Raw genomic sequence first — 17979 nt, 5'->3', positions numbered from 1 at the left:
GACCGCCGCGCGGCCGGTGTGAACGCCCGCGCCTCCCGCAACGGCCGCGGCCCCGAGCCGGGTGGCTCGGGGCCGCGGGGTGGACGGCTGTCCCCGGATCAGCAGGTGACGGTGCCCCTGCGGAGGGCGTGGCCCCCGGTGTTGCTGTCGTCGGACCAGTAGACGGGCTTGCTGCCGCCCACGCACTCGGCGGCGCCGGCGATCGCGAAGCCCTCGTTGTTGAGGTTGGACATGCCGGTCGGGCGGTTGAAGATCGCGGTGGTGGCGAACACCCCGGAGGCGTTGACCTTCAGGGTGCGGTGCTGGCCGTTGCAGGTGTCGTCGCAGACCACCCACAGGCGCGAGGTCTGCGGCTCCCACTGGACCTCCATCACCCCGGCGAGGCCGGTGCTGATCGAGGCGACCTTGGTGAAGCTGCCGCTGTCCTGGAGGACGAAGCCGTGCACGGCGCCGGTGCCCTCGACCCCGACGAAGAACACCCCGCCGGTGTGGGCGGCGTACCCGGCCGGGTCGTAGGCCGCGCCGGTCGACTCGTCCTTGAAGCCGGCGGCGGTCAGCGCGCCGTCCGGCACCCAGGTGATGCCCTCCAGGCCGAGGTTGGAGCCGACCGCGGGCAGGCTCGCGGTGAGGTTCCACTCCTTGGTGGCGGTCAGCGTGCTGCCGGTGCCGCTCACGTCGTAGCGCAGCACGGACAGCCGGCTGGTGCCGGACGCGTCGCCGTTGCGCTCGCTGGAGACGAAGACGCCGCCCGCCGCCCCGGCGGAGGTGACGGTCACGCCCTCACTGTCGGGGCTGCCGGTGCCGCCCGGGAAGCGCAGCGTCTTGCCGCTGCTCCAGCCGGAGGCCGTGTCGGGGGTCCAGCCGCCGGAGCCGTCGGGGAGCAGGCGCCAGAGCTTGCCGGAGTTCTGCGCGCCCCACAGCACGCCGCCGTCCTGGTAGAGGCCGCTGAGGTCGGTCCCGAAGACGTTGGAGGCGTCGGCGGTGGCGATGCCGCTGCCACCGGGCCAGGCCACCGGGGTGCCGCCGCCGGAGCCGCAGCTGTTGGCCGCGCCCAGGGTGAGCTGGGCCTGGGCGAAGGCGCCGGTGCCGTCGGGACAGCGCGACCAGGACGGCGCGGAGTGGGTGCTCCAGGTGAAGCTGTCGACCAGGGTGCTGCCGTTCGGCAGGTACAGCCGGGCCTTGTCCGCGGAGCCGAGGCCGAAGGCGTTGTGGACGTCGAAGGCCTTGAACGCGCCGGCGGCGAGGGTGGTGCCGGCGGCGACCTTGTAGCTGGAGCTGTTGTTGTCGTCCTTGAGGACCCAGCCCGAGATGTCGACCGCGGCGGTGCCCTTGTTGACGAGCTCGATCGAGTCGTCGACGGATCCGGTGGTCACCACTTCGTTGATCCGGATGTCGTCGGCCGGCGCGGCCGCGGCCGGGGACACCCCGAGCACGCCGGTGGCCAGCACGGGGCCGAGGGCGGTGGCGAGGAGGAGGGCGAGGCTGCGGCGTCGACGCGGTGCGCGCGATGCGGTCACGATGTCCGTCCTGGGGGGAGGGGGAAGCGCTGACAGGGCGCCACCACCGTCCCGGCGGCCCGCCAACGGAGCGACGCCGGGAGGCGAGCGCGGTATGAACGACGGAAGAACCACGGCACGCCGGGACCACCCTCGCACCGTCCGCGCGCACCCGCCCCACCTGCCCCAGCGGGGGGGCGGGGCCGGAAGCGGCGTCAGGGGCGGGGGCGGGCCTCCGCCGGACGGGGGCTCGGGCACCGGTCGACACACGGTCGGCCGCCCGCCGGTGCCGCTCGGGCTGCCGGGTCCGGGGGCCGGTGCCAGGCTGGAGCGGACGATGCCGACGCGTGGTGCCGACCCGCGCCGTCGCAGCCCCGAGAACGGTGGTCCCCCGATGAGCCCGACCCGGAGACTGGCCGAGCTGCCGTGCGGACGCCGCAGCAAGTGGGTGGTGCTGGCCCTGTGGCTGGTCCTGCTGGTGGTGGCGGGCCCGCTGGCGGGCAAGCTCACCGACGTCGAGGACAACCAGGCGTCCAGCTGGCTGCCCGGCAACGCCGAGTCCACCCAGGTGCTCGACGAACAGCGCGCCTTCCAGCCGGTGGACACCGCCCAGGCGGTGGTGGTCTACGTCCGGGACGGCGGCATCACGCCCGCCGACAAGGCCGAGGCGGTCAAGGACGCCCGGGCCTTCGCCTCCGCCCCGCACGTGGTCGGCCCGGTCACCGGGCCGGTGGAGTCCGCCGACGGCCAGGCCCTGCAGACCATCGTGTCGGTGGACATCGGCACCGGCGGCTGGCAGGACCTCCGCCCGGCGGTGGACAGCCTGCGCGCCACCGCCGCCGAGAACAGCCTCGGCATGACCACCCATGTCACCGGCCCGGCCGGGGTCGGCGCCGACCAGGCCGAGGCCTTCGCCGGGATCGACTCCACCCTGCTCGCCGCCACCGTCGCCGTGGTGATCGTCCTGCTGCTGCTCACCTACCGCAGCCCGGTGCTGTGGATGCTGCCGCTGTTCTCGGCGGCCGGGGCACTGGTGGTCGCCCAGGCGGTGATCTACCTGCTGGCCGACCACGCCGGACTGACCGTCAACGCCCAGAGCGCCGGCATCCTCATCGTGCTGGTGCTCGGCGCGGGGACGGACTACGCCCTGCTGCTGACCGCCCGCTACCGGGAGGAGCTGCGCCGGCACGGGGACCGGCACGAGGCGATGGCCTTCGCCCTGCACCGGGCCGGTCCGGCGATCCTCGCCTCCTCCGCGACCGTGGTCGCCTCGATGCTCTGCCTGCTGGTCGCGGAGATGAACTCGACCAGCGGCCTCGGCCCGGTCTGCGCGATCGGCGTGCTGGTGGCGCTGGTCGCGATGCTGACCCTGCTGCCCGCGCTGCTGGTGATCCTCGGGCGCTGGGTGTTCTGGCCGGTGAAGCCCGCCTTCGGCACACCGGAGCCGACCCGTTCCGGACGCTGGGCGCACGTCGGCGAGTGGATCGCGCGGCGGCCGCGCAAGGTGTGGGTCGGCACCGGGCTGGCGCTGGCGGCCTGCTGCGTCGGGCTGGTCTCGCTGAACGCCACCGGACTCAGCACGGCCGGCAGCTTCACCGGGACACCGGACTCGGTGGTCGGCCAGCAGGCCCTGGAGGCGCACTTCCCGGCCGGCACCGGCGCGCCGCTGACCGTCGTCTCGGCGGCCGCCGAGAGCGGCGCGGTCCGCGAGGCCACCCGGGCGACACCCGGGATCGCGAGCACCACCGAGCCGACGTTCCACGAGGGGCGGGCGCTGTTCCGGGCGACCCTCACCGACCCGCCGGACAGCCAGGCCGCCAAGGACACCGTGGACCGGCTGCGGACCGCCGTGCACGCCGTGCCGAACGCCGACGCCCAGGTGGGCGGTTCGACGGCGGTGATCCTGGACGCCGGCCGGGCCGCGACCTCCGACAACCGGACCATCATCCCGCTGGTGCTGGGCGTGGTGCTGGTGATCCTCGCGCTGCTGCTGCGCGCGGTCACCGCGCCGCTGGTGCTGATCGCCACCGTCGTCCTCTCCTACGCGGCGGCACTGGGCATCAGCGCGTTCTTCTTCGAGCACGTCTTCCACTTCGAGGGGCAGGACAACTCCTTCCCGCTGTTCGTCTTCGTGTTCCTGGTGGCACTGGGGATCGACTACAACATCTTCCTGATGACCCGGGTGCGCGAGGAGGCCGTGCAGCAGGGCACCCGGCGGGGGGCGGTGGCCGGACTGGCCGCGACCGGCGGGGTGATCACCTCGGCCGGCCTGATCCTGGCCAGCACCTTCGCCGTGCTGGGCACCCTGCCGGTGGTGGGCTTCGCCGAGATCGGCTTCGCGGTGGCCCTCGGCGTGCTGCTGGACACCCTGGTGGTGCGCTCCGTCCTGGTGACCGCGCTGACCGTCGACCTGGACCGGCACATGTGGTGGCCGAGCGCGTTGTCCGGACAAGTTCCTCCGCCCGAGAAGGAGTTGGCCAGACAGCTTTAAGTTACCAATGAGTTCATATGGTTATCGTTCACTGTCTGGACGAGCGCCGCCCGGTCTCGCTTCACTGCGCACATGCCAACTCCCTCCACGCGCCGCCCCGACGCGCGCCTCGCCGCGGTGTGCACCGCTGCCGCCGCCCTGCTCGCCCCGCTCGCCGCCGCGCCGAGCGCCCTCGCCGCCCCCGCGGCGGGCAGCGCCGCCGCCGCTTCGCAGGGCACCGCCGCCGCGCTGCCGACGGTCGCGCCGCTCAAGGTGCTGACGTACAACATCTTCCTGATGAGCAAGAACCTCTACCCCAACTGGGGCCAGGACTACCGGGCCAAGGCCATCCCGGCCGCCGACGTGTTCCAGGGCCAGGACGTCGTGGTGCTCCAGGAGGCCTTCGACAACGCCGCCTCCGACGCCCTGGTGGCCCAGGCCTCGGCGCAGTACCCGTACCACACCCCGGTCGTCGGCCGCTCGACCAGCGGCTGGGACGCCACCTACGGCAGCTACAGCTCCGCCACGCCCGAGGACGGCGGGGTCACCCTGCTCAGCAAGTGGCCGGTCCTGCGCAAGGAGCAGTACATCTTCAAGGACGCCTGCGGGGCGGACTGGTGGTCCAACAAGGGCTTCGTCTACGCCGTGCTGAACGTCAACGGCGTGCGCACCCACGTGATCGGCACCCACCTCCAGTCCACCGACTCCGGCTGCTCGGCCGGCCAGCCGGCCACCGTCCGGGCCGCCCAGCTCAAGGCGATGAAGGCCTTCGTCGACGCCAAGAACATCCCGGCCGCCGAGCCGATCGTGCTCGCCGGTGACCTCAACATCGACTCGCACGGCAGCGAGTACCCGTCGCTGCTGACCAACGCGGGCGTGGCACCGGCCACCACCCGCGACGGCTGGGTCAACTCCTTCGACACCGCGGACAACTCGATCGCGGCCTACCGCTACCCCGGCGAGCCGAAGGAGGACCTCGACTACGTCCTCTACCGCGCCGACCACGCGCGCCCGGCCGCCTACACCAACTCGGTGGTCCGCTTCCACAGCGCGCCCTGGACGGTGAGCAGCTGGGGCACCAGCTACACCTACAACGACCTGTCCGACCACTACCCGGTCACGGCGGGCTGAGCCTCCGGCTCCGCGCGGCGGTCCACCGGGGTCAGCCGGCCCCGGTGAACCGCCGGTAGGCGGCGGCCAGTCCGGCCTCCAGCGGGCGGCCGCGTACCGTGATGCCGGAGGGGCCCAACTCGTCCAGGGCGGTGGGCGTTCCGGCCTGCTCGGGGTCGACCGGGGTCGGCACCCGGCCGCGCCAGTAGACGTCGAGCAGCTCGGCGAGCGGCCGGTCGGCGCCGCGGTCCGGGCGGTACTCCGGCGGGCGTTCCGAAGGGGTCACAGCGGTCACACTCCGATCGAGTCGGCGGACAGGGTGAGCAGCTCCCGCAGCCGCTCGGCCGGGAGTTCGGCCAGCCACTGCTCGTCGGCGCCGAGCGCCGCCTCGGCCAGGGTCCGCTTGGCGGTGAGGAGTTCGTCGATCCGCTCCTCGACCGTGCCCGCGCAGACCAGCCGCCGCACCTGCACGTCCCGGCGCTGCCCGATCCGGTGCGCGCGGTCGGTGGCCTGGTCCTCGACCGCCGGATTCCACCAACGGTCCAGGTGCACCACCTGGTTGGCGGCCGTCAGATTGAGCCCGGTGCCGCCCGCCCGGAGCGACAGCAGGAACACCCGCGGCCCGGCCGGCGACTGGAAGCGCTCGACCATCTCGTCCCGGCGCCCGCGCGGCACGCCGCCGTGCAGATAGAGCACCTCCTCGCCCAGCTTCCGCCGCAGGTAGGGCCGGAGCATCGCGCCGAACTCGGCGTACTGGGTGAACACCAGCGCCCGGTCCCCCTCGGCCAGCGCCTCCGTCAGCAGTTCGACCAGCCGCTCCACCTTGCCCGAACGCCCGGCCACCGCCGTGCCGTCGTGCAGCAGCTGGGCCGGGTGGTTGCACACCTGCTTGAGCCGGCCGATCGCCGCCAGCACCGCGCCCTTGCGCTCCACCCCGCGCAGTCCGCCCAGCCGCTCCAGCAGATCGGTCACCACCGCCCGGTAGAGCCCGGCCTGCTCGGCCGTCAGCGAGCAGCTGACGGTGAACTCCTGCTTGGCGGGCAGGTCCTGGACGATCTGCGGATCGGTCTTGCGGCGGCGCAGCAGGAACGGGCCGGTGACCCGCCGCAGCCGGGCCGCCGCGTCCACGCTGCCGGTCTGCTCCACCGGGTTGGCGAACCGCTCCCGGAACGACTCCGGGCTGCCGAACAGCCCGGGGTTGGCGAAGTCCAGGACGCTGTGCAGATCGGCCAGCCGGTTCTCCACCGGGGTGCCGGTGAGCGCGATGCGCGGGCCGGAGCGAAGTGAGCGCAGCGCCCGGGACTGGCGGGCCGAACGGTTCTTGATGTGCTGCGCCTCGTCGGCGACGATCCGCCGCCAGTGGATCCGGCGCAGTTCGGCGGCGTCCCGCTGGACCACGCCGTAGGTGGTGATGACCAGGTCGGGGAGGTCGGCGGGGTCGGCGGAGTCGGCGGGGTCGGCGGAGCCATCGGAGCCGTCGAGGCCGAGGCCGAGGCCGGTGCCGGGCGCGTCCGGGGCGGGCGCGGTGCGGTCGGGGCCGTGGTGGACGTGCACCCGCAGACCGGGCGCGAAGGCGGCGGCCTCCCGGCGCCAGTTGCCGACCAGCGACATCGGACAGACCAGCAGCACCGGTCCGCGCGCCCCGCGCTCCCGCTCCAGCGCGAGCAGGGCCAGCGTCTGCACCGTCTTGCCGAGACCCATGTCGTCGGCCAGGACGGCGCCGAGGCCGAGCCGGCCGAGCGCGTCCAGCCAGGCCAACCCGCGCCGCTGGTACGGGCGGAGGGTGCCGGTGAAGCCCTCGGGCAGCTCCGGGACCCGGTCCGCCGGACCGGGCCGGCCGGCCAGCAGGTCGCCGATCGGCCCGGCCGCCCGCACCTCGGTGACCGGCAGGCCGTCCACCACCGCGCCGTCGTCCACGGCCAGCCGCAGCAGTTCGACCGGCGCCATGGTGCCACTGCCGTGCTCGGCCAGAAACCTTACGGCGATGGCGAGTTGGGCCTGGTCCACCTCGACCCAGCGGCCCCGCAGCCGGACCAGCCCCTGCTGGGCGGCGGCGAGGTCGGCCAACTCCCGCTCGGTCAGGGTGATGTCGCCCAGGGCGAGCCGCCACTCGAAGTCCAGCACGGCGTCCCGGTCGACCTGCGCGGTGCGCCGCACGGCGGCCGGGCCGTCGGCGGGCGCGCCCGCCGTCAGCACCAGGCCGAGCCGGGGGCGGCGCTGCCACCAGGCGGGCAGCAGCACGCCGAAGCCGGCGGCGGTGAGCGCGGGCGCGTCCTCGCGCAGGAAGCGCAGGGCGCCGGCCCGGCCGAGCCGGGCCTCGGTGGGGAAGGTGCCGGTGAACAGGGCGCGCAGCTCGGGGGCGACCCGGACGGCGCGGGCGAGCTCCTCGCGGAACGCCTCGGCCGGATCGCCGGCCCCGGCGGGGACGGCGTCGGCCAGGGCCTCCCGGGCCGGGTCGCGGGAGCCGGGGCGCAGGGCGGCGGCCGGGACCACCAGGGACGGCCGGTCGACGGCGCGGACCAGCAGGTCGAGGCACCAGGAGTCGGCGGCGTCCGGGTCCGTACCGTCGTCGATCGCCGGGCCGGCGACCTCCGGGTCGGCGTCGTGGCCGAGCGGTTCGGTGAGCCGGAAGTCGAGCCGCAGCGGCCCGTCCGCCGGGCGGGCCGTCTGCCAGACCGCGAGCCGTTCGGGCAGTCCGGCGGGCGGCGCCTGGCCGAGCCGGCCGTCCGGGGAGTGCAGGGCGGCGAGGAACGGCTCGGCGGGCGGGTCGAGATCGGCCAGGGCGACCCGGGCCTCCTGGTCGACCAGGGCGTCGAGCACCCCGGTGAACAGCTCGGCGGCGGTCGGCGGCGCGGTCAGGTCGGGCCTGCCGGACGTACCGGGCGGGCCGGACCGGCCGGATGCACCGGGCCTGCCGGGCGGGCCGTCGGCGGAGGCCGGCGCCGGGTGCTCGGCCCGGCACACCGGCGGGCAGCCCGCGACCAGCGCGGCCGCCTCCCGGCGGGCCGGCGCGTCCGGCGCGGGCCGCCAGCGGGCGTACCACTCCCCCGCCTCCTCCACCGGCACCGGCAGCAGCCGCCCCCGCCCGACCAGCCGCCAGGCCAGATCGTGCACGGCGGCCAGCCAGCGCACCGAGGCTCCGTACGCCAGCTCGGCCGGTGTGCCGTCCGGCAGCTGGACGGTGGCACCCGGCCAGTGCGGATCGTGCAGCGCGCCGAGCAGCTGGGCGGCCTGGGACCGGTCGAAGAGCAGCGCGGGCACCCGCCACGGGCTCAGCCCCACCCCCCGCGAGGTGGCTCCGACCGGCAGGTCCGGCGACGGCACGGGCCGCCCGCCGAGGCTGGGCAGCAGCAACCCCGTCCACCGCTCGCCGGCCTGCTCGGCCAGCCACCCCAGCCCCGGCCCGACCGTCCCCAGCAGCCGCGCAACCTCCCCGGCCGGGCAGGCGAACGGGTGCGCCGTCCCGCCCCGGCCGGCCCGGTCGCCGGGCTCGTACGCATCACCCCGGTGGACCGCCGCGTCCTCCGCCCAGACGGCGAGCCGGCCGTCGGCTCGCCAGAGCGCGTGCAGGGCGTACATCGGCGGGCGGCACCTCTCCACGGGACGGGTCTCCCACCTTAGGCGGTGCCTCCGACAGCGCCCGGTGAGGGCACCTGACCTGCGGCGCGGCGGCCGCGGCTGTCGGCTGTCGGCTACCGGAAGGTGCGACGCAGGTGACCGGTCAGGGCGGCGGGGGTCGGGGCGGGCAGCCGGGTGCCCAGGTAGCCGTCCGGGCGGACGAGGAACGCCTCGCCGTCGGCCGGTGCGTAGGCGGCGCGGAACGAGCCGGCGGCGTCCCGCGCGTACGGCAGCAGCAGCCCCTCCGGCGGCGCCGGGGCGTCCCCGGCCAGCAGCACGTGCACGTCCAGCAGGCCGTGCGCCGCCGCGCGGGCCGCGTCGGCGAGCGCGTGCAGGTGCTCCGCCCGCGCCGCGCCGTCGGCCCCGGCGCCCGCGTACAGCAGCAGCGCGTGGTGCGGACGGGCCCGCAGCAGGTCGAACAGCCGCTGGGGGAAGGCGGTGAGCGGCCGTTCCAGCCCGGTGCAGTCGGGTGCGCGGTCCCCGGCCCGCGGTCCGGCTCCGGTCGCGCCGCCCTCGTCACCGAGCGGTCCGCCCCGGTAGTTCACCAGCAGCTGGGCCTGGCGCAGCAGCACCGTGGTGAGGTCGTCGGCGTCCGCCTCGCCCCGGGCGTGCCGCACGGTGCGGCCGACCACCTCCGCCCCGACCGGGTGGCGCTCGGCGTGGTAGCTGTCGAGCAGCCCGTCGGCGGCGGCCCCGCGCAGCGCGAGCGCGAGCTTCCAGGCCAGGTTGTAGGCGTCCTGCACGCCGGTGTTCAGGCCCTGGGCCCCGGTGGGCGGGTGGATGTGCGCGGCGTCGCCGGCCAGGAACACCCGCCCGACCCGGTACCGGTCGGCCAGCCGGTGGCTGATCCGGAAGACCGAGGACCAGCGCAGCGCCCCCGCCGTCGCGGGCCGGGGCGAGAGGCGGTCGAGCACCGCCTGGATGTCCGCCAGATCGGGCCCCCGTCCGCCCGCCAGACCGTGGGTGACCTCCCCGGCGGCCGCGCCGTCCGCCGCGTCCTCCGGACCGGACGGGACCAGCATCGACACCCGGTAGCGGCGGCGCCCCGGCAGCGGGATGCAGACCAGCACGTCGTCGGGCGCGCCGTCCCCGGTGCGGCGCAGGCAGCGCACGCCGTAGCCCCCGGGCAGGTCCCAGTCGACCTCGACGTCCCCGAGCATGTACCGCTCCGGGAAGGCGTCGCCCGCGAAGTCGACGCCGATCGCGCGGCGCACCCGGCTGTGCGCACCGTCGCAGCCCAGCACGTACCGCGCGTGCAGCACGGCCGAACCGTCCGGGGTCGCCAGTTCGGCGCGGACGCGGTCGTCGTCCTGGTCGAGGCCGAGCAGCTCGGTTCCCCGCTCGACCCGCGTCCCGAAGCCGGCCAGGTGCTCGGTGAGGAGCCGCTCGGTGGTGTCCTGCGGGAGCGCGGCGAACCGGTAGGGCACCTCGGCGGGCAGCTCCAGCTCCAGCCGCGGGCCCGGTTCGCCGTCGACGAAGCTGAGCTGGCCGAGCAGCGGCACCGCCTCGTCGAGGACCCGGCCGACCAGCCCCATCGCCTCCCACACCTCCAGGGTGCGGGGCTGGAGGCCGACGGCCTTGGCGTACGGCTGCGGCCGGTCCAGCCGGTCGACGATCCGGCACCCGACGCCCCGGCGGCGCAGTTCGGCGGCGGCCGTCAGCCCGACCGGTCCGGCGCCCACGACCAGGACCTCCGTCTCGGTGTCGTCCATGAACCGTGCTCCTCGGTCCCCGAGCCGTCCCCCTCCCAGCCTGCGCCGACCGTCCGGGGCCCCGCCAGTCGTGCCGCCCGCGCGGCGGCCCCGCGACCGCACCTGGCGAACGGTCGCGTCCGGACTTCCCGCTTTGCCTCAGCTGACCGAGTTCCGCACCCGGTGAGGTGATTCGCTCGACCTCGACGGCGCGGGGAACCGACCGCGCCGGAGGACCGATCGAGGGAGCAGTCATGGGCAGGGAGTTGTCGAAGAACGACATCGTTCGCCAGGTGCGGAGCGACTCGCGGATCCGGGTGCAGGTGGAGGCGGAGGTGTCCCTGGACGACGTGGTGCGACTGCTGCGCCGGCTCTTCCTGGGGGACGCCGCGGCCGACGCCATCGAGGCGGCCGCCTTCACCCTCTACCACGACTGACCGGAGCGGGACCGGCGGGACCGACGGGACCGGCGACAGCCGGCCGAGGCGCCGGACCCGTTCGGCGTAGCCCCCTGATGCCTCATCTGACATGCGCGGCAAGGGATTTGCCCCTACGTTGCCTTGCGAGGGGGTCACCGAAGGAAAGGCGAAAACTCCATGGCCGGCAAGTTCGAGCTGTACACCGACGACAGTGGCATGCACCGGTTCCGACTCAAGTCGAGCAACGGGACGATCGTGGTGACCGGCGACCCGCAGGAGAACCGGGACGACTGCCTCAAGAGCATCGAGTCGATCCGCAAGCTCGCGCCCTACGCGGAGCTGAAGGAGGCGGCCGCCGGAGCGGCCGGAGCGGCTCGTTGACGTCTCGGTGACGTCGCGCTGATGCCCCACGGAGGGCTGGACGCGGGTCGGCGGCACAATTCGCCGACCCGCGTTCGTTTGTACGACAGATCCCTTTGGCCGCCTGCACGCCGGACCCGGACAGAACACTGGCATGCGTGTCGTCATCGTCACCGAGTCCTTTCCCCCCGAGGTCAACGGCGTCGCCCACAGCGTGCTGCGGACCGCCGAGCACCTGCTGCGCCGGGGGCACCAGCCGCTCGTCGTCACCCCGGCACCCGCGCGCGGCGCGCAGAGTCCCGCGCACACCTTCGGCGCCGGCGGCGTGCCGGACGAGCTGCCGGTGGTGCGGGTGCCCTCCGTCCCACTGCCCGGCTACCCGCAGGTCAGGATCGCGCTGCCGAGCCGCCGGCTGGCCGCCGCGATCCAGGGCCACCGGCCCGACCTGGTCCACCTGGCCAGCCCGTTCGTGCTCGGCGCGCGCGGCGCGCAGGTCGCCGCCCGGCTCGGCCTGCCGGTCGTCGCCGTCTACCAGACCGACCTCGCCGGGTACGCGCACGCCTACCGGGCCGGGCGCGGGCTCGGCGAGGCGGCCGCCTGGCACCGGATCCGCAGCGTCCACGGCCTCGCCGCCCGGACCCTCGCGCCGTCCACCCCCGCCGCCCAGGACCTCACCGCGCACGGGGTGTCCCGGGTCCAGCTGTGGCCGCGCGGCGTGGACTCGGCCCGTTTCCACCCCCGCCACCGCGACGAGGCGCTGCACCGGGCGCTCGCCCCCGGCGGCGAGGTGCTGGTCGGGTACGTCGGACGGCTCGCCCCGGAGAAGCGGGTGGACCTGCTGGCCGAGACCGCGACCCTGCCCGGCGTCCGGGTGGTGGTCATCGGTGACGGGCCCTCCGCTCCCGGGCTGAAGGCCGCCATGCCGGGCGCGGTCTTCCTCGGCCGGCGCACCGGCGAGGAACTGGCCCGATGTTTCGCGACCCTGGACGTGTTCGTGCACACCGGGCCGCTGGAGACCTTCTGCCAGACCATCCAGGAGGCGATGGCCAGCGGGGTCCCGGTGATCGGCCCGGCCGCCGGCGGACCGCTCGACCTGGTGGCGCACCACCGCACCGGCCTGCTCGTCCCGCCCCGCGACGGCGCGGCGGTGGCCCGGGCGGTGACGGCCCTGGCCGGGGACGCGGAGCTGCGGGCGGCGTACGGGCGCGCCGGGCGGGCGGAGGTGACGGCGCGCACCTGGGAGGCGGTCGGGGACCTGCTGCTGCGGCACTACGCCGAGGTGCTGGCGGAGCACCGCGGGGCGACGGTCGCGGACGTCGTGCTCCCCACCCCGACGGGCGCCGACGCGGCGGCCGGGGTCGCGGCCGCGCCCCGGACCGCAGACCCCGTCCCGCCGCTGCTCACGGCCCCGGTCCCGCCGCCGGCCGCCCCTCCGGCCGCCCCTCCGACCGCCCCGCTGACGGAGGAACTGCCCGCATGACCACCGGCCCGCTCCGGATCGTCCGGGTGGCCAACTTCGTCACCCCGGTCTCCGGCGGACTGCGGACCGCCCTGCGCCACCTCGGCGCGGGCTACCGCGCCGCCGGGCACACCCCCGTACTCGTCGTGCCCGGGGAGCGCCGCGCCGTCGAGGAGGACGAGCAGGGCCTGGTCGTCACCCTGCCCGGCCCCGTGCTCCCCGGCAGCGGCGGCTACCGGCTGCTCACCGACCGCCGGGCGGTGGCCGCCGAACTCGAACGGCTCGCCCCCGACCGGCTGGAGGTCTCCGACCGCACCACCCTGCGGTGGACGGGCCCCTGGGCCCGGCGGCACGGCGTGCGCTCCGCGATGGTCTCGCACGAGAGCGCCGTCGGACTGCTGCGCACCTGGGGTCTGCCCGGCCCGGTCGCGGGGTCCGTCGCGAACCGGCTCAACGGCCGGACCGCCCGGTCCTACGACACGGTGATCTGCACGACGGACTGGGCCGCCGCCGAATTCCGCCGGCTGGGCGTGCGGAACCTCGCCCGCGCCCCGCTCGGAGTGGACCTCGCCACCCTGCGCCCGCCGGACGACGACACCCGGGCCGCCGAACGCGCCCGGTACGCGGAACCGGACCAGGTACTGCTGGTGCTCTGCTCCCGGCTCTCCACCGAGAAACGCCCCGAACTCGCGCTCGACGCCCTGGAGGCGCTCCGGTCCACCGGGCCCGGACCCGGCGCCGTGCTGGCGGTGGCCGGCACCGGGCCGCTGCGCTCCCGGCTCGCGGCCTCGGCCGCCCGACGCCGGCTGCCCGTGCACTTCCTCGGCCACCTGGCCGGGCGGGCGGCCGTCGCCCGACTGCTCGGATGCGCGGACGTGGTGCTCGCGCCGGGACCGGTGGAGACCTTCGGCCTGGCCGCACTGGAGGCGCTCGCCTGCGGCACCCCGGTCGCGGTCAACCGGGGCTCGGCCCTGCCCGAACTGGTCGGCACCGCCGGGGTGGCCGCCGAGCCGACCGGCGCGGGGTTCGCGGAGGCGGTGCGCGAACTCCTCGCCCGACCCGAACCGGCCCGCCGCGCCGCCGCCCGCGACCGGGCCGAGCGCTACGGCTGGCCGACGGCGGTCGCGGCCTTCCTCGCCGCGCACGGGACGGCCCCGGTCACGGCCGACTGAGGCACCGGCCGGGCACGGGCGGGCACCGGGGGCGGCCGAACAGCAGGACAGCGGGACAGCGGGACAGCAGGACAGCGGGCAGCAGGCAGCAGGCAGCAGGCAGCAGGACAGCGGATCCGCACGACAGCGACAGGGAACGGCCGGGCCGGACGGTCCGGGAACGGTGGGAGGTGCGATGAACACGATCGCGGCGGTGGACGGGGACGGCGGAGGCGACACCGTACCCGGTGCCGCACGGGGAGCGGCCCGCCCGGGCGGGCGAACGACCGGCGAAGCAGTGCGCTTCGTCGCCCTCGGCGACTCGCTCACCGAGGGCATCGGCGACCCGATCGCCGACGGCTGGCGCGGCTGGGCGGCCCTGCTCGCCCGGTCGCTGGCCCCGCCGCAGACCGGGGTCGAGTTCACCAACCTCGCGCGCAGCGGCGCGCTCACCACCGACCTCGCCGCCGAGCAGCTGCCGGCGGCCCTCGCGCTGCGCCCGCAGTTCGCCGCCGTGGTGGCGGGCGGCAACGACACCCTGCGGTCCGGCTTCGACGTCGAACGCACCACCCTGGCCCTCGACACCGTCCTCGGCCGGCTCACCGACAGCGGCGCCGTGGTGCTGACGGCCTGCCTGCCGGACCCGGGTTCCCTGCTGCGGCTGCCCCGCCCGCTCGCCCGACCGCTCGCCCGTCGGATGCGCGCGGTGAACACCGTGGTGCACGCACTCGCCGTCCGCCACCGGGCCGTCCACCTGCACCTCGCCGAGCTGCCGTGGACGGCGGAGCGCCGACTGCTCAGCGTCGACCGCCTGCACCCGAGCGCCGAGGGCCACCACCTGATCGCCCGCGGGTTCCACGACCTGCTCGCCACCACCGACCACCCCCTCGGCCCCGCCCCCGCCCCCGAACCGGCCGAGCCCGCGCCCGGCACCCTGGCCGACCTCTGGTGGATGGCCACCCGCGGCACCCGCTGGGTCCTCGACCGCAGCACCGACCTCCTCCCCGGCCTGCTGGCCCTCGCCGCCGTCGAGGGCTGTGCCCGCCTGCGCGGCACCACCGACCGCCAGGACCACCGCATGACCCAGGCCACCACCACCGCCCTCGCCGCGCTCGCCGGGCCCGGCTCCGACCGGGGGCAGCCGTAGAAGCCTCAGGAGGCGCGACTCTCCGTGAACGGCTCGCGCGGCACGACCTGGACCACCCCGGGCCACCGGTACGAGGGCGGGCTCGATGCCGTCCTCACCATGCGCGGGCTTCGGGCCGGATCCTGGGCAGGCTCCAGGGCTCGAGTGCTCCACCGCTCAGGTCGGCCAGGAACTGCACCAGCCCACCGGTGTAGTGCCACCAGACGTTGCTGCGTGAGGCGACCGTGACCGTCCACTCCTGTGGGCCCGCCGGGCTGGTGCTCCACAGGAACAGGTCCCCCTGGTTCGAACCGCCCCACGGGAGGAAGCCGCCCGGGAAAGGGTACGGGTGCAGCGGGACGACGGGGTCGTTGTCCTCGCACCACTCCACCGCGGTCTCCAGATCCTCCTGGAGTGCCTGCGGCCACTTCTCCTCATGGCCGGCCACCGGGAAGTAGACAGAAAGGAAGTCGCCGAGCACGAACGGGGGGTAGAGCTCGCAGAGCCGCTTGTAGTCGGCTGGCACCGAGGAACCCAACGCGGCTTCGAGCGCCGACCAGTCGAAGGCCGCCGGCTCCGCGAGGCGAAGTGGGCCGAAGCCGGGCACCGCACGTTCGAGTTCCGTGATCGCCTCGTCAGGATCGATCAGGCGACGGTGGGGAGTTCGGGTACCGATGATGAGATCTTCCACCGGCCCAGGTTGTCACGGTGACGGCGTCGGCCTGTTGGACGACGACGAGGTCCGAGGTCGAACAGCAAGCCCTGTACCCGGGCGCTCGGGACGGTGGGGAACCGGAGCCGTGGGGCGGGGTGTCGTGACACGTGACCGGACGGACGGACAGACGGAGGGGGTACGGATGGTGGCGGAGGCTTCGAGGGCTTCGGGGCAGGAGTTGCTGGCGGCGGCGGGGGTGCTGTTCCCGGACGGGCGGGGGCGGGTGCTGGTGGTGCGGTTGCCGTACAACCGGAAGCATCCGGTGGCGGTGCCGGGCGGGGGTTGGGACCCGTGGGACGACTCGCCCCGGCGGACGGCGGTGCGCGAGATCGAGGAGGAGCTCGGCTTCACGCCCCGGCTGGGGCCGCTGGCCTGCCTGGACTGGACGCTGGACGACCACCGGCCGCCGATCGCCGCCCACCTGTACTGGGCGGAGCCGCTGACGCCGGAGCAGGCGGCGGCGTTCACGCCGGACCGCGCCGAGGTGGGCGGCTGGGCCTGGCTGACGCCGGAGCAGGCGGGCCGCGCGCTGCCGCCGCGACTCTCCCGGCGGGTGACGGCCTGTCTGCGGGCGCCCCGCGCGGCCGGACCGCTGGAGCTGGAGGACGGTCACCCGGTCGGGCACGTCCTCGATGTGCTGACGCCCGGCCCGGTGCCGGAGTACACCGGCCAGACGGGGCTGTCGGAGCTGTCCGCGCAGTGGCCGCCGACGGCGAACGGCCCGACGGACGGCCCGACCGAGGGCGACGCACCACCACCGCTGGACCGGGACGCCTACTACGCCGGCCTCCCCCGGATCCGGGCCAAGGCGCGCACGGTGTTCACCGACCGGGACGGCCGGGTGCTGCTGGTACGGCTGCGGCCGTGGGACCTCCCCGGCGGCGAGGTGCCGCACTGGACGCTGCCGGGCGGCGGTGTCGAGGCGGACCGGGAACTCCCCCGGGCGGCGGCGCGGCGGGAGGTCCGGGAGGAGCTGGGCTGGTCCCGCGAGCCGGGTCGGCTGCTGGCCCTGGACTGGATGCCGGGGCGCGCGGCGGATCCGGCCGCGGACAGCGACACCGCCCGTCTGGTCTACCTGTTCGACGGGGGCACGGTGGACGAGGCGTCGCTCTCGTCGATCGTGCTGGCCCCCGAGGAACTGGTCGAGTGGCGGCTCTGCGCGCCGGCGGAGGCGCGGGCGCTGCTGGCGCCCGCGGTCTGGGCGCGGACGGCGGCCGCGCTGGCGGCACGGGACCGGCCGGGCGGTCCGGCCGAACTGGTCGGCGGGTACCCGGCCGGCTGAGCCGTCCTGGTCCGGCCCCGGGGCGGGCGGCGTCCCGCCGGTCCCGGGTGCGGCCCGCGGACGGCGCCGCCCCGGCGGGCGACCGGACCACTGCTCGGCCCGGTCGGCCGCCGGGGAGTCCGACGGCGGACGGGCGCCGGTCAGACCTCCAGTTCGGCCTCGACCTTGGTGAGCTGGTGGCGGGCCATCGCCAGGTTCGCCCGGCCCTTGTCCAGGGCCAGGTAGAGGAAGAGGCCCTTGCCGCTGCGGCCGGTCAGCGGGCGGATCAGGTGGTACTGGCTGCTGAGGGTGATGAGGATGTCCTCGATCCCGTCACCCAGGCCGAGCATGTCCATGGTGCGCATCTTGGCCCGGACCACGTCGGTGTTGCCGGCGGCGGCGACGTTGAGGTCGAAGCCACCGGGGCCGTCGAGGGTCGCGAGCGCCATGCCGCTGTTGTAGTCGACCAGGGCCGCGCCGATGGCGCCCTCGATCACGGTCATGGCCTGCTTGAGCGCGCCTGCGGCGTCGGTCATGTCACTGTCTCCAGTTCGTCGGTGCGTCACTACGCCGAAAAAGTCGGTACATCGGTACATCGGTGGAGCGGTCGAGCGATGAAGCGGTGGAGCGGTAGGGCAGTCCAGCGGTAGGTCGACGGATCGCCCTGCCGGGAGGCCCGGGGCGGGTGTCAGTACTCCCGGGCGTCCTTGGGCAGGAGCGTGTCGTTCAGGAGCGCGGTGATGCGCTGGGCGGAACGGCGGGCCTCCAGGTGCAGGCGGCCGACGTTCGCGTCCGGGTGGGCGAGGAGGGTGAGCACGCAGCTCCCTCCCGCCGCGTAGGTGGCGACGTAGCCGTGCTCACCACGGACCAGCGACTCCCGGAACTCGCCCTGGCCGGTGCTGTCGGCGAGCCGTTGGGCCAGGCTGAGCGAGGCCGCGGTCATCGCCGCGAGGCCCGAGGGCTCGGTCCCGTGGGTGTCGTGGGCGACCAACAGGCCGTCCACGCTGGCCACCAGACCTCCGGCGAGGTGCGGTACCCGGTGCTTGATGGCGCGGAGTTCGGCCAGCAGCTCGGTCTCCAAGGCGATCAGTTGTCTCCTTCCG

15 protein-coding genes are annotated in these 17979 nt (G+C 75.5%); 8 read left to right on the top strand and 7 right to left on the bottom strand.

From position 1 onward, the window contains the following. Positions 1–98: 98 nt before the first annotated feature. Positions 99–1517, bottom strand: a complete 1419-nt coding sequence (locus ACW14Y_RS34270) for a lamin tail domain-containing protein (protein WP_380391941.1) — start codon at positions 1515–1517, stop codon at positions 99–101. Between the two features lie 373 nt (positions 1518–1890). On the opposite strand from ACW14Y_RS34270, the gene ACW14Y_RS34265 reads away from it, so the two are divergent. Both ACW14Y_RS34265 and sph read left to right on the top strand, forming a co-directional pair. Continuing rightward, positions 1891–3987, top strand: a complete 2097-nt coding sequence (locus ACW14Y_RS34265; protein ID WP_380307062.1) for an MMPL family transporter — start codon at positions 1891–1893, stop codon at positions 3985–3987. Positions 3988–4059: 72 nt separating this feature from the next. Further along, entirely contained in the window at positions 4060–5097 is a 1038-nt protein-coding gene (gene sph / locus ACW14Y_RS34260) for a sphingomyelin phosphodiesterase (protein WP_456984664.1), read from the top strand. 31 nt (positions 5098–5128) lie between these two features. Here sph and ACW14Y_RS34255 read toward each other — a convergent pair whose 3' ends face one another. The 3 genes from ACW14Y_RS34255 to ACW14Y_RS34245 form a co-directional block, all read right to left on the bottom strand. After that, positions 5129–5362 carry a hypothetical protein gene (locus ACW14Y_RS34255; RefSeq protein WP_380307066.1) on the bottom strand — a complete coding sequence of 78 codons (234 nt, stop codon included), beginning with the start codon at positions 5360–5362 and terminating at the stop codon, positions 5129–5131. A gap of 5 nt (positions 5363–5367) precedes the next feature. Then, positions 5368–8655: an SNF2-related protein gene (locus ACW14Y_RS34250; protein WP_456984663.1), complete on the bottom strand. Its 3288-nt coding sequence runs from the start codon at positions 8653–8655 to the stop codon at positions 5368–5370. A gap of 113 nt (positions 8656–8768) precedes the next feature. Next, on the bottom strand, positions 8769–10406 hold the full coding sequence (locus ACW14Y_RS34245; protein WP_456984662.1) for an FAD-dependent monooxygenase: 1638 nt from the start codon (positions 10404–10406) through the stop codon (positions 8769–8771). A 233-nt stretch (positions 10407–10639) separates the two neighbouring features. Between ACW14Y_RS34245 and ACW14Y_RS34240 the strand changes: the two genes are divergently transcribed. The 5 genes from ACW14Y_RS34240 to ACW14Y_RS34220 all read left to right on the top strand — a co-directional run bounded on the left by ACW14Y_RS34240 (position 10640) and on the right by ACW14Y_RS34220 (position 14921). After that, the gene (locus ACW14Y_RS34240; RefSeq protein ID WP_030396317.1) at positions 10640–10822 is read left to right on the top strand and encodes a hypothetical protein; all 183 of its coding nucleotides are present in this window, start codon (positions 10640–10642) and stop codon (positions 10820–10822) included. A 159-nt stretch (positions 10823–10981) separates the two neighbouring features. Continuing rightward, positions 10982–11185, top strand: coding sequence for a YegP family protein (locus ACW14Y_RS34235; RefSeq protein WP_380307072.1), 204 nt, complete (start codon positions 10982–10984; stop codon positions 11183–11185). A 133-nt stretch (positions 11186–11318) separates the two neighbouring features. Next, the gene (locus ACW14Y_RS34230) at positions 11319–12644 is read left to right on the top strand and encodes a glycosyltransferase family 4 protein (RefSeq protein ID WP_456984661.1); all 1326 of its coding nucleotides are present in this window, start codon (positions 11319–11321) and stop codon (positions 12642–12644) included. Then, positions 12641–13795 (top strand): glycosyltransferase, encoded by a 1155-nt coding sequence (locus ACW14Y_RS34225; RefSeq protein WP_456984660.1) that lies wholly within the window; start codon positions 12641–12643, stop codon positions 13793–13795. Before ACW14Y_RS34230 ends, ACW14Y_RS34225 begins: the two co-directional genes overlap by 4 nt. A gap of 175 nt (positions 13796–13970) precedes the next feature. Beyond that, the gene (locus ACW14Y_RS34220; protein ID WP_380307078.1) at positions 13971–14921 is read left to right on the top strand and encodes an SGNH/GDSL hydrolase family protein; all 951 of its coding nucleotides are present in this window, start codon (positions 13971–13973) and stop codon (positions 14919–14921) included. 94 nt (positions 14922–15015) lie between these two features. On the opposite strand, the gene ACW14Y_RS34215 is transcribed toward ACW14Y_RS34220, so the two are convergent. Then, positions 15016–15591, bottom strand: a complete 576-nt coding sequence (locus tag ACW14Y_RS34215; RefSeq protein ID WP_380307080.1) for an SMI1/KNR4 family protein — start codon at positions 15589–15591, stop codon at positions 15016–15018. Between the two features lie 166 nt (positions 15592–15757). On the opposite strand from ACW14Y_RS34215, the gene ACW14Y_RS34210 reads away from it, so the two are divergent. Further along, a complete protein-coding gene (locus ACW14Y_RS34210; protein ID WP_456984659.1) occupies positions 15758–16897 on the top strand; it encodes an NUDIX hydrolase in 1140 nt (379 codons plus the stop codon). Between the two features lie 140 nt (positions 16898–17037). On the opposite strand, the gene ACW14Y_RS34205 is transcribed toward ACW14Y_RS34210, so the two are convergent. Both ACW14Y_RS34205 and ACW14Y_RS34200 read right to left on the bottom strand, forming a co-directional pair. Beyond that, positions 17038–17412: a hypothetical protein gene (locus ACW14Y_RS34205; RefSeq protein ID WP_266273136.1), complete on the bottom strand. Its 375-nt coding sequence runs from the start codon at positions 17410–17412 to the stop codon at positions 17038–17040. A 152-nt stretch (positions 17413–17564) separates the two neighbouring features. Continuing rightward, on the bottom strand, positions 17565–17957 hold the full coding sequence (locus ACW14Y_RS34200; RefSeq protein WP_369826319.1) for a roadblock/LC7 domain-containing protein: 393 nt from the start codon (positions 17955–17957) through the stop codon (positions 17565–17567). Between the last annotated feature and the right edge of the window lie 22 nt (positions 17958–17979).

It is taken from the genome of Kitasatospora sp. cg17-2, assembly GCF_054031055.1.
Note: the sequence above shows the minus strand (reverse complement) of the source record. Positions and strands in the feature narration are given on the sequence as shown.